Source organism: Hymenobacter negativus (genome assembly GCF_017571495.1).
Lineage (GTDB): Bacteria > Bacteroidota > Bacteroidia > Cytophagales > Hymenobacteraceae > Hymenobacter > Hymenobacter negativus.
This window is the reverse complement of sequence record NZ_JAGETZ010000007.1, coordinates 229,621-252,440: the sequence shown is the minus strand read 5'-3', so window position 1 is coordinate 252,440 and position 22,820 is coordinate 229,621. Positions and strand designations below refer to the sequence as shown.

Annotated in this window: 18 protein-coding genes and 1 riboswitch; of the genes, 8 read left to right on the top strand and 10 right to left on the bottom strand. The window is 61.6% G+C overall.

The window, feature by feature from the left end:
- Positions 1–95: 95 nt before the first annotated feature.
- Positions 96–1,256 (top strand): methionine aminotransferase, encoded by a 1,161-nt coding sequence (locus tag J4E00_RS16385; RefSeq protein WP_208176258.1) that lies wholly within the window; start codon positions 96–98, stop codon positions 1,254–1,256.
- A 66-nt stretch (positions 1,257–1,322) separates the two neighbouring features.
- Positions 1,323–2,105 (top strand): amidohydrolase, encoded by a 783-nt coding sequence (locus J4E00_RS16380; RefSeq protein ID WP_208176257.1) that lies wholly within the window; start codon positions 1,323–1,325, stop codon positions 2,103–2,105.
- Between the two features lie 210 nt (positions 2,106–2,315).
- On the opposite strand, the gene J4E00_RS16375 is transcribed toward J4E00_RS16380, so the two are convergent.
- Complete coding sequence (locus J4E00_RS16375) at positions 2,316–4,646, bottom strand: T9SS type A sorting domain-containing protein (RefSeq protein WP_208176256.1); 2,331 nt, start codon at positions 4,644–4,646, stop codon at positions 2,316–2,318.
- A 103-nt stretch (positions 4,647–4,749) separates the two neighbouring features.
- Here J4E00_RS16375 and J4E00_RS16370 point away from each other — a divergent pair, with 103 nt between their 5' ends.
- Positions 4,750–6,054: a UDP-N-acetylmuramoyl-tripeptide--D-alanyl-D-alanine ligase gene (locus J4E00_RS16370; RefSeq protein WP_208176255.1), complete on the top strand. Its 1,305-nt coding sequence runs from the start codon at positions 4,750–4,752 to the stop codon at positions 6,052–6,054.
- A 144-nt stretch (positions 6,055–6,198) separates the two neighbouring features.
- Here J4E00_RS16370 and rfbC read toward each other — a convergent pair whose 3' ends face one another.
- Both rfbC and J4E00_RS16360 read right to left on the bottom strand, forming a co-directional pair.
- Complete coding sequence (gene rfbC / locus J4E00_RS16365; RefSeq protein WP_208176254.1) at positions 6,199–6,744, bottom strand: dTDP-4-dehydrorhamnose 3,5-epimerase; 546 nt, start codon at positions 6,742–6,744, stop codon at positions 6,199–6,201.
- A gap of 69 nt (positions 6,745–6,813) precedes the next feature.
- Positions 6,814–7,983, bottom strand: coding sequence for an acyltransferase family protein (locus J4E00_RS16360; RefSeq protein ID WP_208176253.1), 1,170 nt, complete (start codon positions 7,981–7,983; stop codon positions 6,814–6,816).
- Between the two features lie 138 nt (positions 7,984–8,121).
- Positions 8,122–8,344, top strand: a riboswitch (cobalamin riboswitch).
- Between the two features lie 159 nt (positions 8,345–8,503).
- Between J4E00_RS16360 and J4E00_RS16355 the strand changes: the two genes are divergently transcribed.
- A complete protein-coding gene (locus J4E00_RS16355) occupies positions 8,504–8,938 on the top strand; it encodes an acyl-CoA thioesterase (protein ID WP_208176252.1) in 435 nt (144 codons plus the stop codon).
- Between the two features lie 237 nt (positions 8,939–9,175).
- Here J4E00_RS16355 and J4E00_RS16350 read toward each other — a convergent pair whose 3' ends face one another.
- On the bottom strand, positions 9,176–10,348 hold the full coding sequence (locus tag J4E00_RS16350) for a putative sulfate/molybdate transporter (protein ID WP_208176251.1): 1,173 nt from the start codon (positions 10,346–10,348) through the stop codon (positions 9,176–9,178).
- Between the two features lie 123 nt (positions 10,349–10,471).
- Positions 10,472–11,764: a cation:dicarboxylate symporter family transporter gene (locus J4E00_RS16345; protein ID WP_208176250.1), complete on the bottom strand. Its 1,293-nt coding sequence runs from the start codon at positions 11,762–11,764 to the stop codon at positions 10,472–10,474.
- A gap of 198 nt (positions 11,765–11,962) precedes the next feature.
- Here J4E00_RS16345 and fdhD point away from each other — a divergent pair, with 198 nt between their 5' ends.
- From fdhD to J4E00_RS16330, 3 genes are all read left to right on the top strand, one after another.
- A complete protein-coding gene (gene fdhD, locus J4E00_RS16340; RefSeq protein ID WP_208176249.1) occupies positions 11,963–12,856 on the top strand; it encodes a formate dehydrogenase accessory sulfurtransferase FdhD in 894 nt (297 codons plus the stop codon).
- Positions 12,857–12,922: 66 nt separating this feature from the next.
- Positions 12,923–13,270 (top strand): DUF7009 family protein, encoded by a 348-nt coding sequence (locus J4E00_RS16335; protein ID WP_208176248.1) that lies wholly within the window; start codon positions 12,923–12,925, stop codon positions 13,268–13,270.
- Between the two features lie 127 nt (positions 13,271–13,397).
- Positions 13,398–15,956 carry an FdhF/YdeP family oxidoreductase gene (locus tag J4E00_RS16330; protein WP_208176247.1) on the top strand — a complete coding sequence of 853 codons (2,559 nt, stop codon included), beginning with the start codon at positions 13,398–13,400 and terminating at the stop codon, positions 15,954–15,956.
- Positions 15,957–16,132: 176 nt separating this feature from the next.
- Here the strand turns inward: J4E00_RS16330 and J4E00_RS16325 are convergent, their stop codons facing one another.
- The 4 genes from J4E00_RS16325 to moaC form a co-directional block, all read right to left on the bottom strand.
- Positions 16,133–16,819 carry a porin family protein gene (locus tag J4E00_RS16325; protein WP_236049851.1) on the bottom strand — a complete coding sequence of 229 codons (687 nt, stop codon included), beginning with the start codon at positions 16,817–16,819 and terminating at the stop codon, positions 16,133–16,135.
- Positions 16,820–16,986: 167 nt separating this feature from the next.
- A complete protein-coding gene (locus J4E00_RS16320; RefSeq protein WP_208176246.1) occupies positions 16,987–19,236 on the bottom strand; it encodes a S41 family peptidase in 2,250 nt (749 codons plus the stop codon).
- Positions 19,237–19,307: 71 nt separating this feature from the next.
- Positions 19,308–20,504 (bottom strand): NTP transferase domain-containing protein, encoded by a 1,197-nt coding sequence (locus tag J4E00_RS29560; RefSeq protein ID WP_236049850.1) that lies wholly within the window; start codon positions 20,502–20,504, stop codon positions 19,308–19,310.
- Positions 20,505–20,512: 8 nt separating this feature from the next.
- On the bottom strand, positions 20,513–21,004 hold the full coding sequence (gene moaC / locus J4E00_RS16310) for a cyclic pyranopterin monophosphate synthase MoaC (RefSeq protein ID WP_208176245.1): 492 nt from the start codon (positions 21,002–21,004) through the stop codon (positions 20,513–20,515).
- 188 nt (positions 21,005–21,192) lie between these two features.
- On the opposite strand from moaC, the gene J4E00_RS16305 reads away from it, so the two are divergent.
- Positions 21,193–22,416 carry a molybdopterin molybdotransferase MoeA gene (locus J4E00_RS16305; RefSeq protein ID WP_208176244.1) on the top strand — a complete coding sequence of 408 codons (1,224 nt, stop codon included), beginning with the start codon at positions 21,193–21,195 and terminating at the stop codon, positions 22,414–22,416.
- A gap of 31 nt (positions 22,417–22,447) precedes the next feature.
- Here the strand turns inward: J4E00_RS16305 and J4E00_RS16300 are convergent, their stop codons facing one another.
- Positions 22,448–22,810 (bottom strand): DUF4406 domain-containing protein, encoded by a 363-nt coding sequence (locus J4E00_RS16300; protein ID WP_208176243.1) that lies wholly within the window; start codon positions 22,808–22,810, stop codon positions 22,448–22,450.
- Positions 22,811–22,820: the final 10 nt, after the last annotated feature.

Here is a 22,820-nt window from a genome sequence, read left to right as displayed (position 1 = left end):
CTTCGCCTACTACTGAGCACTCTCTGCCCGATGTTAGGTGAGGCTTGCTTAAACTTGGGCGGGACTACTCAATTCTCATTCCCCCGAATCAACCCATGCCTGCCGTGCTCCACTCCAAGCTCCCCGATGTTGGCGTCAGCATCTTCACCCAAATGACCCTACTGGCCCAGGAAACCGGCGCCATTAATCTTGCCCAGGGCTTTCCGGACTACGACCCACCGCAGGAGCTGCTGGAGGCGCTGGCCCGCCATGCCCGCACCCCCGGCCACCACCAGTACGCGCCCATGCCCGGCCTGCCGCGCCTGCGGGCAGCCATTTCTGCCCAGGTAGCCCGCCTGCAAGCCGATGCCCCCGCGCCCGACCCAGCTACTGAAATCACCATCACGGCCGGGGCCACCGAGGCGCTGTATGCCGTGCTGGCTGCCGTGGTGCGACCCGGCGATGAGGTGTTGGTGTTTGAGCCGGCTTATGACCTGTACGGGCCAGCCATCCGGCTGCAGGGTGGCATCCCGCGCTACGTGCGCCTGCCCGCCCCGCACTTCCGCCCCGATTGGGACGCCGTGCGCCGCGTGCTGTCGCCGCGCACCCGCTTGGTGATGGTGAACACGCCGCACAACCCCAGCGGCGCTGTTTTCACAGCCGAGGACTGGCACGAGCTAGCCCGCCTCCTGGATGGTACCGACGCCCTCGTGCTCAGCGATGAAGTATATGAGCACCTGGTGTTTGACGATGCACCGCGCATAAGTGCCCGGCAGCACCCAGCCCTGCGTGAGCGCAGCTTCGTGCTCTCGTCATTTGGCAAAACCTACCACGCCACCGGCTGGAAAGCCGGCTATTGCATTGCGCCGCCCGCCCTCACCACCGAAGTGCGACGGGTGCACCAGTTCGTGACTTTCGCCGTGAGCACGCCCACCCAGCACGCCCTGGCTGATGCCCTCGAAGCCGACATAACCGATGCTCACGCCCGCGGCCTGGCGACCTTTTATCAGGAAAAGCGCGACCATTTCCGCACGCTGCTGGCCGGTGCGGGCTGGGACTTGCTTCCCGTGCCTGGCGGCTACTTCCAGCTGGCTCGCTACGATGCTTTCTCACCAGCCAAAGATGTCGCTTTTGCCGAGTTTCTGGCCCGCGAGAAGGGTGTGGCCGTGGTGCCAGTATCCGCGTTTTACCACGATGGGCTTGATGAGGGGCTGATTCGGTTTTGCTTTGCGAAAGAAGCCGCCACACTGGAAGCCGCAGCAGCCCGGCTACGGTAGCATGGAAATCAAGAACGTCATGCCTAGGCTCAGCATAACGTTCTCAAGCTAGTAATCTTCGCCCTTATGTCCGACCTCACCGTTTCCTTCCTTCAAACTGCGCTGCACTGGCATGATGCCGCCGCCAACCGCGCGGCCATTGGCCAGCAGCTTGCTACCCTCTCCCAGCCCACCGACCTCATTGTGCTGCCCGAGATGTTTACCACCGGCTTCAGCATGGAGGCTGCGGGCCAGGCCGAAACCATGAGCGGCCCCACCGTGGCCTGGCTCCGCGAGCAGGCCGCCGCGCACGATGCTGTGGTGACGGGGAGTGTCATCATCGAAGAAAACGGGGCTTACTTCAACCGGCTGCTCTGGGTGCGGCCCGACGGCACACTGAGCTACTACAACAAGCGGCACCTCTTCACGCTGGCCGGCGAGCAGCACACCTACACCCCCGGCCAGGTCCGTCTGGTAGAAGACTGGCGCGACTGGCGCATTTGCCCGCTGGTGTGCTACGACCTGCGCTTCCCCGTTTGGAGCCGCAACCACTCCACCGAGCCCTACGACCTGCTGCTGTACGTGGCCAACTGGCCCGCCGTGCGCCGCACCGCCTGGATGACGCTGCTCCGGGCCCGGGCCATTGAGAACGTGGCCTGCACCCTGGGCGTGAACCGAATAGGCCAGGATGCACTAGGTCACGAATACTCCGGCGACTCGGCTCTGCTTGATGCCAAAGGCAACTACCTGGCAGAGGCGAATTCCGAAGCAGGCATTTTCACGCACACGCTGAAGCGCGACGAGCTGGACGAGTTCCGCACCCGCTTCACGGCACTGAATGACGGTGACGCCTTTGAGCTGCGCGGCTGAAGTCCACTGTCATTGCGAGGAAGTACGACACGCCGCGCATCAAGTGGCAACAATCCATCCTCTCAGTGCAGCCAATCCTGCTAAATTTGAAAAGCCCCGGCACTGGATTGAGCCGGGGCTTTTCTGTTATTGATTAGCAATAGCTTGTTATCACTCAAGGTTTGCCGCATTGAGCGGACAAATTGCTCCGCTCGCAATGGCAATGGTGCCTTATTGCACCGCCAGGCGCTGCACGGCCGATACACCATCGGCGCCGGTGGCGCGCACCAGGTACACACCGGGCGTCAGGCTGGTGAGACTCAGGGCATGGCGGCGTTGGGCGGTGGCTCCGGTCAGTACTACGCGGCCGGTGAGGTCGAACACGGTGAGACGGGTGGGCGTGGCGGTTTCGACGGTGGCCGTCGCGGTGGCAGGATTGGGGTACACACTCAGGGCCAGGGCGCGAGCGGCTTCGGCGTGAGTGGCCGTCACGGTGCCGCGGTTGCGGGTGCCGTAGCTGAGCACACCGCCCGTTTCGGTACCAACGAAGAGTTCGGGAGCCCCGTCACCGTCTACATCGGCAGCGGCCAGTCCGTAGTGGGTGTAGAGGTCTTTGCCCAGGCGGTTGGTTTCATACTGGCCCTTAACGTTATTGTACAGCACATCGTTGCGTTCCGAGAACAGACTGCCCTGTTGGCTACGGTAATCGGAAAAGAAGCGGAGCATGCCTTCATCATCGGTCACTACCAGGTCGGGGCGGCCGTCGCCGTCGAAGTCGGCTACCGAGGGGCTCAGGTTGACCGGACGCTGGCCTTTGGAATCGCGAATTTGCCCAAAGTCATTGTTCACCAACACAAAGGCACTATCGAGTGCACCCCGGCCGCGGTTGCGGAAGTAGCGCAGGCTCATGCCCGGCTCCCGCGTTTCGTTGGTACCAATGAGCAAATCCACGAAGCCGTCGTTGTCTACATCCGTGAAGTAGGGCATGTCGCCCCGGGTATACGTGAGCACACCCGAGGCAATGGTCGGATTGGGATAGGCAGCGCCCACAGGGCCCTGACGCTTAAAATCGACAGCATTGGCCGCATTCAGTGTCACGGCTTGTCCGGAATTGGCCGTGTTCAGAATATAGTACAGCACGTTCGTACCCCGGTCCCACACGCTGTAGGCCAAATCGATGGCGTTGTCGCGGTTCAGGTCGACCAGCACGGGCTTGATGCCTTGCAGCGACTGGCTGGACAGCCCCAGGTAGTCGCTGTTCATCAGCTTGAAAATTGGCCGGGCGCGGGTGCCCACGTTGCGGTAGTACGTGAGCGAAGCCCGGTACGTCCCGCCCACCTGGTCGCCCTGGTTGCCGATAAGCATATCGGTCAAGCCGTCGCCATCAATGTCACCGAAGGTGGGCGCTGCCCCTTCGCTCACGTCAATCATCTCATTTTGCAGGAAGCCCGCCGCTTGGTAGGTATAGGAAGGAGCGCCACTAGCCGTGCCATTTGCGTACAGCTGCACGTTGTGGCTCATGCTCACAAGGTCGGCCAGGTTGTTCACCATGTTGGGCGCTACCACCAGGTCGGGGCGGCCGTCGAAGTTGGCATCGAAAGAATAGCCGGCTGGGAATACCGGTACCCGAACCGGCGCGCCAGCCGAGGGAAAGCTGGATGAAATACCGGCCTGCGTCACTACGGGTGCAGCTGTGGTGCCCTGGTTGAGCAGGCGGGTCAGCTCGGGGCAGTTGTCGCGGCCGTCGAGCACGTCCTGGTCGCCGTCGCCGTCCAGGTCGACCAGCAGCAGGCTGTGGCCGCCGGTGTGGGTGGGCCGCTGCGCCGTGAAGCACTGCTGCCCGTTGAGCATATAGGCCGAGCAGCCCGAGCAAGCTTCCATATCGCCCCACTTGCTGGTGCTCATGGTAAAGGTGAGGGCCCCACCGCAGGTGCCGGGGCTGGTATTGATGTATTGCTCAATTTGGGATGAGGCCACAAAATCATAGCTCATGATGTCGAGCTTGCCGTCGCCGTTCACGTCCTGAATGGCTGGCAGGTTGTAGCCGCCAATGGTGAGGTTGGCCGTGCCCACAAAACTTCCCGAGTAGCGGATTTGATTGGTGGTGAGCTGAAACGTGACGCGGCCGTTGACCAGCACGTTGCGCAGCACCGCAATGTTGCCGCCATTAACGTAAGTGAAGATGTCGGCGCGGCCGTCGCAGTCATAGTCGCGCAGCAGTACCCAACTGTTGAGGCTATCCGGAAAAATGGTTTCGTACTCCGGGGCGTATTGCCAGCGGCGGCCGGCGGCCGTGCCCGCGGTGGCCACATTGAGGAAGGTGTAGCAGCGATTGGTTTCGTGGTCGAAGGCAAACAGGTCCTGCTGGCCGTCATTGTTCAGGTCGATGGTGCTGAACTGCGGCGTGTTGAAGCCGCCAGCCCAGGCATTGCGCAGTGTATCGGTGCCGTGCACCACTTTGGCTACGGGTCGGTATTCGAAGCCAAAACTGGTAGGTGCCTGGGCCTTGCTGACGATGGTAATCGTCAGGAATACCAGTAACAACGCGTAAGAACGAAGCATATGGAAAGGAATAGTGTGAAAGGTTGGTATTGGGTTGTGCTGCGAACTACAAAAATCGCGCCCACCTTTGTACCAAGTTACATCCGGTAAGCCTTTTCCGTTCATGCCTACGCCGCTTTACTCCCACTACCTGGCCGCCGGCGGCCAAGTCAGCACCGATTCGCGCCAACCCCAGCCCGGCACCCTGTTTTTCGCCCTGAACGGCCCCAGCTTCCGCGGCGCGGCCTTTGCTGCCGGCGCCTTGGACAAAGGCGCCGCCCATGCCGTGGTGGACGATGTGCTGCTGGCCGCTTCCGACCCCATCCGCTACACCTATGCCCCCGACCCGTTGCGGGCTCTGCAGGAACTGGCGTCAGAGCACCGGCAGCAGTTCCGCATCCCGGTGCTGGCCGTGACGGGTTCCAACGGCAAAACCACTACCAAAGAACTGCTTACCGCCGTGTTGGCTCAGCAATTCCAGGTGCTGGCCACCATCGGCAACCTCAACAACCACATTGGGGTGCCGCTCACGCTGCTGCGCCTGCGGGCCGGCGAGCACAATTTCGCCGTGATTGAGATGGGCGCCAACCATCGGGGCGAAATCGCGGCTTACTGCGAATGGGCCGCCCCCACCCACGGCCTCATCACCAACATCGGCAAGGCTCACCTCGAAGGGTTTGGCGGGGCTGAAGGCGTGGCCCTGGGCAAAGGCGAGCTGTTCGACTACCTGGTCCGCAACGGTGGCACAGCCTTCGTGAATACGCTTGATGCCCGCCTGCCGTCCTTGGCGGCACAGGTGCCCACGCGCATCAGCTACCCCAATCTGGTGGATACCTACCCCGCCACGCTGCTGGCCGCCGACCCCGCCGTGGCCCTGCGCCTGGCCGACGGCACCGACGTAGCCGCCCAGCTCACCGGCGACTACAACTTCCCGAACCTGGCCGCGGCTGCCGCTGTAGGGCTGCACTTCGGGATTTCAACTGCTAAAGTGGCTACCGCCCTAGCCAGCTACAACCCGCAAAACAACCGCTCGCAGCTGGTGCGGACCGCCGCCGGCAACGAGTTGGTGCTGGATGCCTACAACGCCAACCCCAGCAGCATGGCCGCGGCGCTGCGCAGCTTTGCGGGCCGCCCCGTGGCACCTGGCCACACCAAGCTGGTCATCCTTGGCGATATGTTTGAGCTGGGCGACGACAGCGCTGCCGAACACCAGCACCTGGGCCAGCTGTTGGCCGGGCTGCAGTTCCCAGAGGTGCTGCTCATCGGCTCGGAGATGGCTGGAGCAGCAGCACAAGCCGCAACGGCCCGGCATTTCGCGACCAAAGCGGAGGCGGCCGACTGGATACGCCAGCACCCGGTGCGTGGCCGGCAAATCCTGGTGAAAGGCAGCCGCGGCATGGCCCTGGAAACCCTGGTGGAGATGCTGTAGCCCGTCATTGCGAGCATGGTGCTGCAATTAAGCCCTGGGAAGTATAAAAGCCCCGGTACTGTATAGTACTGGGGCTTTTCACATTATTGCGGTAGTCGCATTTACAGGACGGATTGCCGCGCTATGCTCGGCTAGGGTCTAGTCCTAAAATGGGCTTACAAAATCATTGAAACTGGGGAGCTCATTGTCCTTGCCCGATACCAGAGGGGCTACTTCTGTGCCCCAATCAATGGCCAAGGTGGCATCGTCCCAGCGCAGGCCGCCTTCGGCGGAAGGCGCGTAGTAGTCGGAGCACTTGTAGAGGAAGATGGTCTCGTCTTCGAGGGCGATGAAGCCGTGGGCGAAGCCGATGGGAATGTAGAGCATGTTGCCACGAGCAGCTGCGAGCTCCACCGTCTGGTACTGGCCGTAGGTGGGCGAGTCGGGGCGCAGGTCCACGGCAACATCGAGAGCGCGGCCCTGGCCGACGCGTACCAGCTTGGCCTGAGCGTGGGGCGGGCGCTGAAAATGCAGGCCGCGCAACACGCCTTTCTTAGAGTTGGACTGGTTGTCCTGCACCCATTGGGCATCGGCTCCGGCCTGCGCCATGAGGCGGGCACTGAACGTTTCGAAAAACACACCCCGGTCGTCGGCAAACACGCGGGGAACAAATTCAATCAGGCCGGCTATGGGAAACGTCTTTACTTCCATCGCGACAAAGGTAAAGGGTTAGCAGAAACGGCTGGATTATTCTTACTGAAAATTAAAACTGGCAGCATTTCAGGTTAAGCTATTGAGGGGTTTGCCGGCCGGCAACTCAGCGCCCGGACTGGAGGGGGCGTGTATTTTCAGCAGGAGGCGGTTGGTGAAGGCGCCCAGCGGCTTGCTCAGTGGCTGCTCTACCCAGCGGTTTATCAAATAGGCCACGGCCAGCATGGTGCTTACCAATAGCGCCAGCAGCAGCCACCGGTTCATGGACGGGCCCAGGCGCAGGTAGGCCACGTAGCCGATATTGCTGTGGATAAGGTACAAGGGGTACGTTAGGGTGCCCAGCAACGCCAGCCCGGCACTGTGGGGCAATGCAAACTTGCGCTTGGCCAGCAGCCAGAAGACACCAAAAAACAGCACTGTAGCGCCGGCCACCACGGCATAGGAGTAGGCTTGCGGATTCTGAAAAATCCGGTTCAGGTTGTTCATCTCCTGGTGGGCCGAGTACAGGGCCAGCACCAGCGACGCCAGCAGCAGCACGTAAATTTTGGGAGCGCTGGCCAGCTTGTTTTGCAGCAGGTAGAACAGCATGCCGGCGGCAAAATACGGGCTGTACTTGCTGATGAACAGGTAGGCGGCGGGGCTGTGGCTGTCGGCGCCGGCCAGCAGGTAGAGGGCCAGCGTGAGCAGCAGCCAGCCCGCTACCACGCTGATGAGGCGGTCCATGAGCTTGTACCCAATCAGAAGGCTGATGAGGAAGTAGAAGGTTATCTCATAGGTCAGCGACCAGTAGGCGGTGTCGAGGTTGAGGTAGCCGAAGTACTCGAACAGCATGGTCATGTTGACGAGGTACTGCTTGAGATAAACCGCCAGGTAGGGCGTGTAGTGCGGGTCGGTGGGTGCGAGGTGCGGACCAAATAGCTTTACCACCACAAACGTGAGGGTGCACGCCACCCAGAACGCCGGATACAGCCGCGTGACGCGGGACACGAAGAACTGCTTCACCGTTTTGTTGTACGCCGACATCAGGACCACGTAGCCGCTGATGATGAAGAACAGCTCCACCCCGAGGTAGCCGTAACGGGTCACGCCGTCGATTTCCGGGTAGCTCACCGGGCTCAGGTGGTCGGCGGCGAAGCCCCGATAGGTATAGTGGTAGCACACAACGGCCAGCGCGGCCACAAAGCGTAACAGGTCCAGCTCATGAAACCGAATGGGTTTCACACGAGGTTGCGGTTCCATTGTTTGATAAGTTAAATTTCATAAAGATATAGCACAAGCGGCGCGGCCATCCAAATCGATGCGGGGTGAGCAAATGCCTTCTCCGGGGCCGCCGCGCCGGAAAGCTGTTACCTTCGCGGCGTTGGTTCTCGGTTTGATTTCCTTCAATCAGCGGACGGTTTCCGGCCGGGGCTTTGGCCGCGACGGGAATTAAAAGGGAATCGGGTGCAACTCCCGAACAGACGCGCTACTGTGAGTTTCCCGGCCCCGAGCGGCCGGAGCCGGTGCCCCCATCGATGCCCATTGGCCCGCTTCCGGCGGCCGAGAAGGGCGGGGCCACCCGAAACAAGTCAGGAGACCTGCCGGCCGCCGAGTGATGCTGCCCTCGCGCTTTGGGGCTGGCATCGGCGGTGCCGTGCCGCTGCGCCCTGGGCGCGGCCGGGGTGTGGTGTGGCCGGTGGCTGGCTTTCGCAGAACAGGGCTTGAACGCAAGCAGAGGCCGTTTTCCCGCCTTCATCCTTGTTCCTTATTCCTGTTCCTTATGCTTCTTGCCGACCGCATTGCCCGCGCCGAAACGCGCATTTTCAAAGCCGTTTTCCCCAACACCACCAACCACTACGACACGCTGTTTGGCGGCACCACGCTGCTGCTCATGGACGAGGTGGCCTTCATCGCGGCCACCCGGTTTTCGCGCCTCAAAATGGTGACCGTTTCCTCCGAGCGGGTCGATTTCACGCACCCCATTCCTGGCGGCTCGCTGGTGGAGCTGGTGGCTAATATCGAGCACGTCGGCAATACCAGCCTGAAGGTGCGCGTCGAGCTTTTTGTGGAGCAGATGTACTCCGAAGAGCGCCACAAAGCCGTGACCGGCCTCTTCACGTTCGTGGCCGTGGACGAGCACAAGCAGCCCGTGCGGATTCTGGCCGAGGAAAAGGCGGCGCTTCCAACGCCGGTAATGCCATCATTAGGAGCCTAACGGGCCTTCCAAACGTCGGGAGGACGGGTTTTAAGGTCAAAACCTCCTTCCAAACGTTTGGAAGGGCTGCTTCGGCCTCAAACCATGGGTCCCCGACGTTTGGAAGGAGGTTTTGGAGTCAAAGCAAGCCATCCAAACGTTTGGAAGAAGGTTTTAAAGCCAAACCAAGGCATCCAAACGTTTGGAAGGGGGTTTTGGCTTTAAAACCCGTCCTCCCGACGTTTGGAAGCCGGGGCGCTAGTGCTTCCCCAGCCCCACCCAGCCACGCTGCATGCCGTAGTAAATGGCCGTGCCCACCACCAGGCCCACCAGGTAGCCATACGGCAGGCCGGCGCAGAGCAGCCCCACCAGCAGCGCCACCAGCAAATCGCGGCGCTCGCCGCTGATGTCGCGCAGCAGCGTGGCCAGCGACAGGGCCTCGAACAGCAGCAGCACACCCAGCACCGGCAGCGGGAAAATCTGCACCACCTCGGCAAAGCCCTGGCTGAAAAACAGGCCCATCACCAGGAAAAGGCCGCCGTAGATAACCACCGAGCCGCCCGTGCGCGCCCCAAACGCGTAGTGCCCCACCATGCCGCCCGAGCCGTGGCACACCGGAAAGCCCCCAAAGAAGGGGTTCACCAGGTTCATCAGGGCGTAGGTGAAGCTGATTTTCTTGATGGTGAGCGGCTCGCGCTCGGGGAATAAGTCCTGGGCCACCTGCTTGGTAGCCAAAATGGAATTGCCGAGCGAGAGCGGAATCTGGGGCAGGGCCAGCAGCAGGGCGCCGGTGAGAATGTCCTGGGTCTGGGGCAGGTGCCAAGTGGGCAGGTGCAGGCCCACCGCCTTCTGGGCAGTGGCCACATCCAGCTTGAACACCAGCGCATACGCCACGCCCAGGGCAATAACGACGAGGGCCGCCGGCCAGCGCCGGTTGCCAAACAGCCCCACCGTGACCCCGAAAGCCGCCGCCGCCAGCGCGTAGCCGGCCGCACCGTCGGCCCCCACGTATTTGGTGAGGGCCAGCGTGGAGAGTTGCAGCGCCAGCCCAAACTGAATGCCGCGCACCACGGCCTTGGGCACCAGCCGCGCCAGCGCATCAATCAGCCCGGTTATCGAGAGAAAAAACATGCTGATGCCAATGGCCAGCCCCCCTCCGAAAATGACCCGGCCCGGAATTTTCTGGGCAATAACCAGGGCCGCAAAGGCCTTGAGCGGCTGCACCGGCATGGGCATCCGGTACCATAGCCCAGTGAATACCTGCATCAGCCCAAATAGGATGAGCACGCCCGCGCTGTCCACGCCCGAAGCGGCAATGACGCCGATGAGCAGCGGCAAATCGGTGCCCAGGTCGCCGAAAGCGCCGGCCACCTCGTTGCGGTCGAAGCGAATGGGCGGGCGCGTGGGGGCGGGCGAAAGGGTGGGCTGCATGGCGGCAAAGTTCGGAGCGTTTGGCACGAGTACCGCGAATTTTCAATTCGCCTCGCGTTGGCGCGGTACCAGCGACGTCGAAACCCGACGCGAGGCGAATTGAAAATTCGCGGTACTCGTGCTTTACGGCGCGGCCTCTTCGGCCACTTCGCCCAGGTATTCGCCGCTGGTTAGGTCCTTGCGGCCCCGCAGACGCAATGGCTTCAGGCGCTTGCCTAGCGCCTCCACGGCCATTTCGTGGTCGAGGGCATCTTCGGTGTGGGCCAGGAAAATGGTGGCCACGCCGTTGCCAATGAAGTTGGTGATGGAGCGCGCTTCCGACATAAATCGGTCGACGCCCAGCAGCAGGGCCAGGCCTTCCACCGGAATCACCTTCATGGCCGTGAGCGTGCTGGCCAGCACCACAAAGCCGCTGCCCGCCACGCCCGCCGCGCCTTTTGAAGTCACCATGAGGATGCCCATCATGGTCAGAATCTGGGCGCCGGAAAGCTCGACGTGGAACACCTGGGCCAGAAACAGGGTCGAGAGCGAGAGGTAAATCGTGGTGCCGTCGAGGTTGAAGGAATAGCCCGTGGGCACCACCAGCCCCACCACCGGTTGGGCGCAGCCCATGCCTTCCAGCTTCTCCATCAAGCCCGGCAGGCCCGCTTCGGAAGAGGACGTGCCCAGCACAATCAGCAATTCGGCTTTGATGTATTTGAGGAACGTCCACATGCCGATGCCGCAGTAGCGTAAAATGGCGCCCAGCACCAGGAAAATGAACACGCCCATGGTCAGGTACACCGTCACCATGAGCTTGCCCAGCGGCAGCAGTGTGGCAATACCGTATTTCCCGATGGTGAAGGCCATGCCGCCAAATGCCCCAATGGGCGCCAGCAGCATCACCAGGTGCAGCCCACGAAACACGTATTTTGAGCACGCCTTCAGGAAGTGAATAATGGGCTTGCGCCCCGCGTATTTGCTGAGCGCAATGCCCAGCGCGATGGCCACGAGCAGCACTTGCAACGTCAGGTTATCGGCCAGAAAATGGCCCCAGGAAAACTCCGTGGCCCTTTTGGTGAACTCGCCCACCTTCTCGGCATTGAGCTTGCCGGTGCTCACGCCCGCCCCCGGCCGCACCAGCGCCGCCACCCCCACGCCAATAAACAGCGCCAGCGTGGTCACGATTTCAAAGTACAGCAGCGCCTTGCCCCCAATGCGCCCCACCTTCTTCAAATCGCCCATGGTGCTAATGCCAAGCGTAATGGTAAGGAAGATGATGGGGTTAATAAAGAGCTTCACCACGTCGATAAAGCGCTTCCCCAGCGGCTCCATCTGCACGGCGGCAGCAGGCTTGAAGTGGCCCAGCAGCGCCCCGGCCACAATGGCCAGCAGCACCCAAAACGTGAGGTTGCGGACGAGTTTGTTGAGTTTCATAGGCAGAAGACGGGCGTTAAAAGGTCCACAAGAACGTCATCCTAAAAAGAACGTCAGGTAGAGCGCAGCAGAGGCATCTCGGTGTGCTACTCCTAATCCTTTTTGTTTGACGATTGGTTTACTAGTGGCGGACAAGATGATGTGTTGCGCTCTACCTGACGCTCCAGTACTTGCCCATAAGCTCAATCCACCCCCCTTATGCAACCCGCCATTCTGCTCCCCGCCGCCAGCTACGAGTTCGCCCGCATCGAGAAAGTGAGCGGCAGCGGCCTCCCCATCCCCACCTCCGACCAGCTTGCTGCCGAGGAGCCGCTGGAAATTCGCGTGGGCTACGAGCAGGACGGCCAGCGCCAACACCGCACGCTCTCCGTGACCATGCGCACCCCCGGCCACGACGAGGAACTGGCCGCCGGCTTCCTGCTCACCGAGGGCCTCATCCACACCAAAGCCGACCTGCTCGGCATCATCCCCTGCCCCGACGTGCAGAAGGCCGAAGAAGCCGGCAACGTGGTCCGGGCCGAGCTAGCCGCCCACGTTCAGGTCGATTTCCAAGCCATGGAGCGGCATTTCTACACCAGCTCCAGCTGCGGCGTGTGCGGCAAAACCAGCATCGATGCCGTGCGTACCGCCTCCTGCCCGGTGCTGCCCACCGCCGGCCCGCACATCAGCGCCGCCGTGGTACACCAGCTGCCCGAGAAGCTGCGCGCTGCCCAGGCTGGCTTCGAGCAAACCGGCGGGCAGCACGCCTCGGCCCTGTTTTCGCCCGAGGGGGAATTGCTGCTGCTGCGCGAAGACGTGGGCCGCCACAATGCGCTGGACAAAGTAATCGGGGCCGCGCTGCTGGCCGACTGGCTACCGCTGCACCAGCACGTGCTGCTGGTGAGCGGCCGCGTCAGCTTCGAGCTGGTGCAGAAAGCGGCGGCGGGCGGCATCGGGATTCTGGCGGCGGTGGGCGCCCCCAGCAGCTTAGCCGTGCAAGCCGCCGAGAGCTTCGGGATGACAGTATTGGGCTTCGTGCGCAACGAGCGGTTCAACATCTACAGCCACGGCTGGCGGCTGCTGACGCCGACAACGGAACCTGCTAAAGGCTAATCAAAAGCAACGGCCATCTTCGCCTTACGTTAAACCTCACTACAATTATTCCCACTCGCTCGTGCTATGAAACTCCGCATCGAAGACGACACCCTGCGCCTGCGCCTCTCCGACAGCGAGGTGCGCGAATTTGCCGAGCAAGGCCGCGTGGAAGGCGCGGTACACTTCGGCCTCAACCCCGAGCAGCGTCTGACCTACGCCCTGGAGCGCGGCTCCGAGCGCCCCCAAACCATGCCCAACGAGGAACCCGTGCAAATTCACTACGAACCAGGCGCCCTCACCGTGCTCGTGCCCTTTGCCCTGGCCAAATCCTGGGTTGAAACCGACCAGAATGGCTTTTCGCACGACCTGCCGTTGGCGGAAAACCAGCGCCTCCGCATTCTGGTCGAGAAGGACCTGGATTGCAAGCATTAAAAAACGTCATACAGAGTGCAGCGAAGCATCTCGCCTGCTCAAACCAATTCAATTGCTTAGACTACTTGAGTAGGCGAGATGCTTCGCTATGCTCTGCATGACGTCTCATCTTTATCCTTCTTCCGCTATGCCTGATACCCCCCACTCCCCACAGAACGACCCGAGCAAAGCCGGCCGCACCCACGAGCAGGGTGCCGAAGCCAACGCCCCCAAAAGCGGCGAGCGGCCCAACCAGGGCGAGGCTCCCGCACCCAATCATTACCGCTCCGACCCCAACCGAACCCACGTGCACGCCCACATTCCCGCGCCCGACGTCGCCAACGCCAAATACGAGCACCCGGTATTAGCACAGCCGCCCGAAGCCCTCACCGGCCTGCAGCTGGAGGAGCGCCAGAAAATTGCGGCCGGCGTCACGGCGGTGCTCAAGTCCATGGAGTTTAGCTGGAGCGAGGGCGGCATGACGCGCGGCACCCACGCGCTGCTGAAGATGAACCAGAAGGATGGCTTCGACTGCTCCAGCTGCGCCTGGCCCGACCCCGACGAGCACCGCTCCGTGGCCGAGTTCTGCGAGAACGGCGCCAAAGCCAGCGCTTCCGACTCCGACCACCGCGCCGCCGGCCCGGAGTTTTTTATGAAGCACAGCCTGGCCGAGCTTTCGCGCATGACCGACCGCGACCTCAACAACGCCGGCCGCCTCACCCACCCGCTGGTGAAGCGCCCCGGCGACAATCATTACTCGCGCATTGCCTGGCCCGAGGTGTTCGACATCATCGCCAAGGAATTGAACGGCATGAACTCGCCCGAGGAAGCCATTTTTTACACCTCCGGTAAAGTGCCGAATGAGCCGGCTTTTCTGTTCCAGCTGTTTGCCCGCGAGTTTGGTACGAACAACTTGCCCGACTGTTCCAACATGTGCCACGAGAGCAGCGGCTCGGGCCTCACACCCACCACAGGCCTGGGCAAAGGCTCGGTCACGCTCAACGACATCCACGAGGCCGAGGTGCTCATCATCATGGGCCAAAACCCGGGCACCAACCACCCGCGCATGCTCACGGCCCTGCAGATTGCGAAGAAGAACGGGGCTAAAATCATTAGCGTCAACCCGCTGATTGAGGCCGGCCTCAACCACTTCCGCAACCCGCAGGACTTCATGAACCCGGTGAAGGCGCTGGGCACCCTGCTTGGGGGCGGCACCCAGATTACCGACGTGTACCTGCAAGTGCGCATCGACGGCGACATGGCCCTGCTGCGCGGCATCATGAAGCACCTCTTTGAGGCCGAAGACCTGAACCCCGGCCAGGTGGTCGACCGCGCTTTTGTGGAAGAATTTACTACTGGCTTCGAGGAATTTAAACAGAACATTCTCACCACTAGCTGGGAGGACATTGAGGAAATCAGCGGCATCAGCCGCGCGCAGTTGCTGGAAGCTGCCAACCTGATTGCCCGCAAGCAGAAAATCATTGTATGCTGGGCCATGGGCATCACGCAGCAGCGCCAGGGCGTGGAAACGGTGAAGGAAATTGTGAACCTACTGCTCATGAAAGGCGCCATCGGCAAGCCCGGTGCGGGCACCTGCCCGGTGCGCGGCCACTCCAACGTGCAGGGTGACCGCACAATGGGCATCTGGGAGCGCATGCCGAAAAAATTCCTCGATTCATTAGAGAAGGAATTTGGCTTCACCCCGCCAACAAAAGACGGGTTCGACGTAGTCGAGTCCATTAAGGCTATGCGCCTAGGCCACACCAAGGTGTACTTCAGCCTGGGAGGCAACCTGCTGGCCGCTGGCCCCGACACTGAGATGATTGCCGAAGCCATGCGCAAGCAAAAGCTGACCGTATACGTGGGCACCAAGCTCAACCGCGGCCACCTCGTAACCGGCGAAACCAGCCTGCTCCTCCCCACCTTCGCCCACGCCGACATCGACATGCAGAAGGCTGGCCACCAGATGACCAGCTGCGAAAACTCCATGGGCGTGGTGAGCCAGAACAAGGGCGTGCTGGTACCGGTAGAAGGCGACCAGCTCAGCGAAGTGGCCATTATCTGCGGCATGGCCATTGCCACCCTCGGCAGCAAAACCAAGACCGACTGGGTGGCCATGACGGAGAACTACGACGTCATCCGCGACCACATTGCCCGCGTCATTCCCGGCTTCGAAGACTATAACCAGAAGCTGCGCAAACCCGGCGGCTTCTACCTGCCCAACGGCCCCCGCGAGCGGAAATTCACCACCGACAACGGCAAGGCCAACTTCAGCAAAACCACGCTGGAGAAATACCCCCTTGAACCCGACCAGCTCGTGCTCATGACCGTGCGCTCGCACGACCAGTTCAACACCACGATTTACGAATACAACGACCGGTACCGCGGCATCCACGGCGAGCGCCGCGTGCTGTTCATGAACCCGGCCGACATGGCTGACCGCAACATCAAAGCCAAGGACCTCATCGACATCACCAGCCACTACAAGGGCGAACAGCGACGGGTAGAACGGTTTGTGGCCGTGCCTTACGACATTCCCAAAGGCAATGTCTCGGCCTACTTCCCGGAAGCTAACCCGTTGGTACCCATTGGCAGCGTGGCCAAAGTCAGCAACACGCCCACCTCCAAATACGTGGTGGTAACAGTTGTGCTCACCGCCGTGAACAACGACATCCGCATCAAAGAGCGGGAGAAAATGATGGCGTAGGCATGCCATCTGTCATTGCGAGTATACCGCGCATCAAGTGGATACGAGATAATCTGTTCTCTCAACGCGACCAGCCCTAAAATGTGAAAAGGCCCCGATTCTGTGCGAATCGGGGCCTTTTGCTTGAGTCATTAACATCCGGTCAGACCACCTGCGGCGGTCCGAAGGGAGACATTTTATTTGCTCGGAATCAAATACCCCAGCGACAGTTGGAACGCGGAGTGCCGGGCGTTTTTCAAGTCGCCGTTGAAGTAAGTGCTGTTGTCGGATTTCACGAAGTCGCTGAAGGCGCCGGTGTAGCGCAGGTTCAGGCTCAAGCCGTTTTCGGCCTCGTAGCCCACGCCGGCCAGGTAGCCCAGCTCGTTGCGGTTGAGGCCGTTGACGTCGGTTTTGTTCTCGGCTTCGGAAACCGTGGGGTTGCCGATGGTAGGCGTGGTGGTCGTCTTTGTTTGGTTATTGGCGTTCAGCAGGTAGGAGTACTGCGGGCCGGCTTCAAACACCAGGCCGGCGGCTTTCACTTTCAGCAGCACTGGCACGTCGATGTAGTTGTAATTCACGCTGCCCTCGCGCTTCTGCGTACCCAGGATGGAGGTGTACTCGGTGGGCTTATTCTCGAAGCCTTTCTGTGAATACAGCACCTCCGGCTGGAGCGACAGGAAGCCGTCGGCGATAATGGGAACGTTGAGCATCACGCCGCCCATAAAGCCGACTTTGTTGTTATAAGTGTCTTCGTTTTTGATGTTGCCGGCCAGATTGGAGTAATTGGCACCGGCCCGCAGGCCAATGCGAACACTCTGGGCTTGCACTGAGGAAACAGCGGCCGTGGCTAAAAGCGCGGCGGCTAGCATTGCAGTTTTTTTCATGATGAAATAGCGAGTTAATGAATAGGTGTTGGCTGGTTTATTTTAAAAAGCGTGCCAACCTGCATTCACAACGCACTTTTTCATTGGATTATTCTGAACAGCAGGCAAAAAAAGAACCGCCGGGTAAGGGCGGTTCTTCGGCAATAGGCCCTTAGCACCTGAAGCATCTACAGGGCTTCAACCAGCTGCACAGCGCGTTCCAGCGCCTCGTCGCGCCCTGCCCGAATGCCTTGGATAGTAGGCGTCGCCACCACATCGGGCACGATGCCGACGCGCTGGGTTTCGCGGCCATTGGGGTAATACACGCCCAAGCCGCTAATCATGGTGGAGATGTTGCCTGGTAGAATAATGCTGGACACATTACCGTCGGCGCCGGCCGTGGTGCTGCCCACTACCCGGGCACCCGGCACGGCGCGCAGGGCCATAGTAGTGTATTCCGACTGACTCTGACTTAACTCATTGACCAGAATAATGACCTTGCCTGCGTAAGGCGCTTCTTTGGTACCTAGCACTGCCAGCACCGGCGTGCGCAAAAACAGGCCTGGGTACGTCGGCTGCGGCTCGCTGAACCACACGAAAGGCACAGGCTTCGCCGACAAGTATTTTGTAAGCGAAAACACCACGAACTCGGCCGGGTAGTTGCGGATGTCAATCACGAGGCCCTTGGTGTTTTTCAACTGGGCCATCGCGGCAGGCAGTTCGGCCTGCTTGATGGTGCCCAGCGAGAGGTAGCCGATGTTGTTGGGCAGCATTTTCCAGAACGGGGCCTTGGGGTCGGGCGTGCCGTTGTTCAGGGCCAAGTTGAGCTGGGCGGCGGGCACGCGCGCCACGGTCACGGGGAAGTCGCGGCCGTCGCGGCGCACCAGCAGCTTGGTTTTGTCGGTGGCACCGCGTAACAGGTCGCGAGCGATGTTGCGGAGCTGGGTGGGCTCATTGGAAGCGGGCGCTAAGGGCTGGCGTGCCTTCACCATATCCGCCACTTTCAATCCATCAACCTGTAACACCACATCGCCTTTTTGCAGGCCGGTGGCCGTTCCCAGAGCGTCGTTATAATAGCCCGTTACCACAGCTTGGTTTTCCACGAAACGCACCTGCACCGGCGCGTAGAAGACGCCACGGTAGGCAGCCAGCACCTTGTCGTTGCCGAAAATATTGGCGTGCGTATCGTGAATGCGGGCGATGATGGCCAGCGCGGCCAACCGGTACTGCTCGTCACTGCGGGCCTCTACGAATTTAGGTACGAACTCCGGCAGCACTTTCTGCCAATCCTCCCCGATAGCGTAGCGGTAGGGGAAGAAGTATTCAATCATGTTCCAGTAGCGGTACAGGGCCAGCAGGCGCAGGCCGGCATCGGGCGTCACCGGCTGGGCGTAAGTCTCCTCGTGCAAAAAAAGCGGGTTGCCCACGTTGGGGGCGCCACGCACATAGTAGTGCGGGCCTTGGTTGCGGTTGTGGCGTAGGTACGCCAGCTGCTGGCTCAGGGCAGAACCAAGCTGTTTTTTATCGGTAAGCCACGCCAAGTCGGGTTGGAGGCGGACGCTGTCGGGCGCGGGCTCGCGGCAGGTGGCGCAGGCTGGCACGGGCCCGAGGCTAGTGAACCAGGTGCTGAGGATGGCGCTACGGTCGTCGGTATTCTTTGCGGTGAGTACTTTGGGGAGCACGCGCAGCATTTCGGCGTCCCAGTTGTAGTCGCCGCGCGCCACGGCGGGGTGGTAGTATTTCACGAAGCCCCACACCCGGCCCAGCACGGCGAGGTTGTCAATCTGCTGCTTGCTCAGGTTATCCAGTGTAATACCGGAACCGTGGCGAAAGGCCGTATCCTGCTCGGCTTTATAATGGACTACGGGCCGGAGCGGCGCCTGAGCCAGCGGCTGGCCGTCCACGGTCAGACTCAGCTGGTCAATCCACATCGTACCAAGGGCCGGGAGCAGGCCACCCAGCAGCACGGTTTCGGCTTTGTCGCCCAGTGGCAGCTCAATGGTATAGGGCTGCCAGTCGAGGGTGCCGTGGAGGGCCTGCTTTTGCATGTTATCGAAGGCCAGCGTTCCATTCTCGCCATCTACTCGCAGCCAGAGGCCCGCGAAGCCCTCTCGTACATTTTCCGTTTTGAGATAACCCGTCAGTTTCACGGTTTTCCCTTGGAACCGCACGGGAATTTTCAGCCGTGCCACCCCGAAACTACTCCCCTCATGCACCGCCGTTTCCGACTGAATGCGCACGGCGTAGCGCCCCTCGTAGTGCACCAACGAATCGGTAGCTACACGGTAGTTTTTATCGGTGGGCAGTTCCCAGCCCGCGGGCAGGCGGGTTTTAGGGTCAAGCTGCTCGAAATTCAGGTTCGAACCGGGCGCGGGACTTTGGGCCGCTGCTGCCAGGCGCAAGGCCAGCAGCGCCAAGCAGAGGAAAGGATGCTTCATACTCCCAGAGATGGCAAACACTATCTCCGGGTTGCCCACGACCAGTTTTTCTCCCGCGCTTGCGGCCCTGGCTATCGGCGCTGCTCCAGCTCCTGCGTGGCTGCGGCGCGCTCCTCGGGGGTATTCACGTTGCGTAATTCCTCGGGCACCGGCGGAGCCAGCAGCTCGATGTCAGAGTTGATAAGAGCCTTGCGCGGGCAGGAATAGCCCAGACTCAGAAACCGCAGCAGTTGCCCGTAGCTGCGCGGCTCCCAGATGCTGACCAGCGGCTCGGGAAATTCATCCCAAGGGCTTTTGAACGAAGTAGCCATTCGCGCCGGCTGCCGGTTGCTCACCAAGTGCTCCAGCGTGTCGCGGGTGAGGAAAGGCAGGTCGCAGGCCAGCACCAGCCACGCCGCATTGGGGTCGGCTTGGAAGGCAGAAAGGATGCCGCCCAGCGGACCCAGGCCTAGGAAGGTATCGGACAGGGGCTGGAGGCCAGCGGGCAGGTCGGCGGATTGGTCGGGGCGCACGGACACGCGCACATCGGGGCAAAATTCGGCCAATAGCGCGGCGGTGTGCTGACGCTGGTCGAGGTCGTGGTATTGCAAAGCGCCTTTGTCGGTTTGCATGCGTTCGCTCCGGCCGCCGGCCAGCACCAAGCCGCGCAGCACCGGCACCGCCAGCTGGTACCATTGCCGGAGAAAGGTGGCTATTTTCTGCGTCTCGGCCAGGCGCAGCACGGGCGGCAGCGGGGCGGCACTGAGGTGCTCGGCTAACACCGCGGGCAGGTCGGCCTGGCCCTCGGCGAGCAGGATGAGGCGTACATCGGTGAGGCGGTCGAGCTTCTTATCCAGAGGCTTGCGCGGGTCGACGATAACGACCTGCTGACGGGCCCGGAAGTGGTTACCGTTCACCAGCACCACGCTTTCGTGGGCCAGCAGCTCGGGCTGGGTGAAGCGGTCCAGCGCCCGCGTCAGGTTGAGTTGGCGGTGGGTGATTTTATCCACCAGCTCGGCCGACAAACCATTATCGGCTATGTAAGGCGCAGGCCCCGCCGGAACGGCCGATGATTCTTCGGCGGCATCACCGGCGGCATGGTCGGCATCCACATAGGCCACGCGCAATTGCGGGGCCAGCAACGGCAGCAACCGAGCCACCAGGGCCTGAATATCGCCGCAGGGTGCGCCCAGAATGGCAACTTCGTGGCGGCCAAACTCACCCAAATCGGGGCGGGTGAGGGCGGCGTGTTTAAAGCGTTTTACGGTTGAGTTGGGCAGACTATCCATACCGGAATTTACGAATTTTCGAACCGATTGAAATCATTCTTACCGCCGGTTTTAGCGATAAGCTGCACGTTATCAATCGTAATGTCATGAGAGAAGGCCTTACACATATCGTAGATGGTGAGGGCGGCCACGGTTGCACCGGTCAGGGCTTCCATTTCTACGCCGGTGCGGCCCGTAACCACGGCGGTGCACACCACGCGCAGGGCATCCGGGCCGTCGGGCTCGATGGTGATGCTGCAATCATCCAGCCCCAGCGGGTGGCAGAGGGGTATCAATTCCGAGGTGCGCTTGGCGCCCATGATGCCCGCCAGGATGGCTGTGTGAATGACCGGGCCTTTGTGCGAAGGCATTTCGCCGGCCTGCACATGGCTCAGCAGCTCGGTGCCCAGCACCACGCGGCAGTGGGCGCGGGCTACGCGGCGGGTAGGCGTTTTGGCCCCCACGTCCACCATCGTGGGCTGGTTGGCGGCATTGACGTGGGTAAAGTTCTTGGTTTGCATAGGGCGTAAAGACGCATATTTGCGCCTAATCGTTGGAATGGCTGCCTCAATAATCAGCGGCTGCTGCGTTGCTGATAGCTAACTCCCGCCGCAGATTGTTTGCCGGCGGGCACAATAGTTCACTGTTTAAGCCGCTGCCTCGTTCAACGAGGGACCCCAATTGGCGTCTCTCCTACCGCTACTCCCCCATGCTCACCCCCGCCGAAGCTACTGCCCGCGTCCTCGCCACGGCCCGTCCGCTCCCATCCGAAACCGTGTCGCTCCCGCACGCCTCCGGGCGCATCCTGGCCGAAACCCTGACAGCCGACCGCGACTTTCCGCCCTTCAACCGGGTGGCGATGGACGGCATTGCGATAACCTACGCCGCCTGGGCCGGGGGTCAGACCGCGTTTGCCATCCAGCACGCGCAGTATGCCGGCGCGCCACCCCGGCCGCTGCTCAGCCCACATCAGGCCGTGGAGGTGATGACCGGCGCGGTGCTGCCAGCCGGCACCGATGTGGTGGTGCGCTATGAGGACATTCTGCTGCACGACAACCGCGCCACCATCCAGATTCCACCCCCCGTTGCGCCCGGCGTTAACATCCATCATCAGGCGGCCGACCGCCGCGTGGGCGACGCCCTGCTCCGCCCCGGCACCCGCCTGGGCCCGGCCGAGTTGGCCGTGGCCGCCACGGTGGGGGCCGCCGAATTAGCCGTGACCCGACCCGCCCGCGTGGCCGTGGTGAGCACCGGCGACGAGCTGGTGGGCATTCACGAAACGCCGTTGCCGCATCAGATTCGGCGTTCCAACGCGTATGCTTTGCAGGCGCTGTTTGGCCAGGATGGGGCTGATGTCTCGCTGTTTCACCTGCCCGATGCCTTGGATAAGCTGCGCGACGGCCTCACCAACATTCTCGGGGCGGGCTTCGATGCCGTGGTGCTGAGCGGGGCCGTGAGCAAGGGCCGCGCCGACCACCTGCCAGGCCTGCTGCGCGAATTACACGTCGAAGAAATTTTTCACGAGGTGCAGCAGCGGCCCGGTAAGCCGTTATGGTTTGGGGCGCAGACCGGCGGGCCGGTAGTGTTCGGCCTGCCCGGTAATCCGGTGTCTACTTTCATCACGGCATGCCGCTACGTGCGGCCTTGGCTGCGGGCTTGTCAGCAGCCCGCCGATGCTGCCGATGCTTCGGCCGCTTTCGCATCACCCGCGCTGGCCGTGCTCACCGTGGACATTCAGTTCAAGCCCCAGCTCACGCATTTCGTGCCGGTGCGCCTGACCGTGGACGGTGAGGGCCGCCGCCTGGCCACTCCGCTCCGCGTGGGCGGCTCCGGCGATTTGGCCGGACTGGTGGGCGCCACCGCGTTTCTGGAGCTGCCACCGGAGCCAGTAGGGTTTGCGGCCGGCAGCGTATGGCCGACCTGGGCATTGTAGCACGTATTTCAGCTTGCGCCACCCGGTCTCCCTAACTCAAGTCACAATTGGGTACGTCTTCAAGGCGAAAATATACCGGCAACCCGCGTGCCTGGGCAATGCGCACATCTTCGTCAGCTCCCGTGGAGGCACCGGATAGCCGCAGGACGGCATCGCATTTGGCCAGCAGCCGGTGAGCAGCCGGATAGGAGATTTCCTGATAAGCCTCGTCGCCGGGCTGCTGCGAGCCCGCTAACGTCAGCAGCGGCAAGGCCACCCATTCACCGATGATGGGCAGATGACCGGCGCGAAACAACGGCAACGCAACGGATTCAAGGTGGTGCAGGTTGGCGGCCATGCGCATGGGGTCGTCGTTGGTCCCGCTGCGATAGGGACCGGATATGAGAATCATCATGACTGGTGAG

Excerpts from the sequence above, each read along its gene's own strand:
- J4E00_RS16375 (WP_208176256.1), bottom strand. The coding sequence starts at position 4,646 with ATGCTTCGTTCTTACGCGTTGTTACTGGTATTCCTGACGATTACCATC.
- rfbC (WP_208176254.1), bottom strand. The coding sequence starts at position 6,744 with ATGGAAGTAAAGACGTTTCCCATAGCCGGCCTGATTGAATTTGTTCCC.
- moaC (WP_208176245.1), bottom strand. The coding sequence starts at position 21,004 with ATGCAAACCAAGAACTTTACCCACGTCAATGCCGCCAACCAGCCCACG.
- J4E00_RS16305 (WP_208176244.1), top strand. The coding sequence starts at position 21,193 with ATGCTCACCCCCGCCGAAGCTACTGCCCGCGTCCTCGCCACGGCCCGT.
- J4E00_RS16370 (WP_208176255.1), top strand. The coding sequence starts at position 4,750 with ATGCCTACGCCGCTTTACTCCCACTACCTGGCCGCCGGCGGCCAAGTC.
- J4E00_RS16345 (WP_208176250.1), bottom strand. The coding sequence starts at position 11,764 with ATGAAACTCAACAAACTCGTCCGCAACCTCACGTTTTGGGTGCTGCTG.
- J4E00_RS16330 (WP_208176247.1), top strand. The coding sequence starts at position 13,398 with ATGCCTGATACCCCCCACTCCCCACAGAACGACCCGAGCAAAGCCGGC.
- J4E00_RS16320 (WP_208176246.1), bottom strand. The coding sequence starts at position 19,236 with ATGAAGCATCCTTTCCTCTGCTTGGCGCTGCTGGCCTTGCGCCTGGCA.
- J4E00_RS16335 (WP_208176248.1), top strand. The coding sequence starts at position 12,923 with ATGAAACTCCGCATCGAAGACGACACCCTGCGCCTGCGCCTCTCCGAC.
- fdhD (WP_208176249.1), top strand. The coding sequence starts at position 11,963 with ATGCAACCCGCCATTCTGCTCCCCGCCGCCAGCTACGAGTTCGCCCGC.
- J4E00_RS16385 (WP_208176258.1), top strand. The coding sequence starts at position 96 with ATGCCTGCCGTGCTCCACTCCAAGCTCCCCGATGTTGGCGTCAGCATC.
- J4E00_RS16360 (WP_208176253.1), bottom strand. The coding sequence starts at position 7,983 with ATGGAACCGCAACCTCGTGTGAAACCCATTCGGTTTCATGAGCTGGAC.
- J4E00_RS16350 (WP_208176251.1), bottom strand. The coding sequence starts at position 10,348 with ATGCAGCCCACCCTTTCGCCCGCCCCCACGCGCCCGCCCATTCGCTTC.
- J4E00_RS16355 (WP_208176252.1), top strand. The coding sequence starts at position 8,504 with ATGCTTCTTGCCGACCGCATTGCCCGCGCCGAAACGCGCATTTTCAAA.
- J4E00_RS16300 (WP_208176243.1), bottom strand. The coding sequence starts at position 22,810 with ATGATGATTCTCATATCCGGTCCCTATCGCAGCGGGACCAACGACGAC.
- J4E00_RS29560 (WP_236049850.1), bottom strand. The coding sequence starts at position 20,504 with ATGGATAGTCTGCCCAACTCAACCGTAAAACGCTTTAAACACGCCGCC.
- J4E00_RS16380 (WP_208176257.1), top strand. The coding sequence starts at position 1,323 with ATGTCCGACCTCACCGTTTCCTTCCTTCAAACTGCGCTGCACTGGCAT.
- J4E00_RS16325 (WP_236049851.1), bottom strand. The coding sequence starts at position 16,819 with ATGAAAAAAACTGCAATGCTAGCCGCCGCGCTTTTAGCCACGGCCGCT.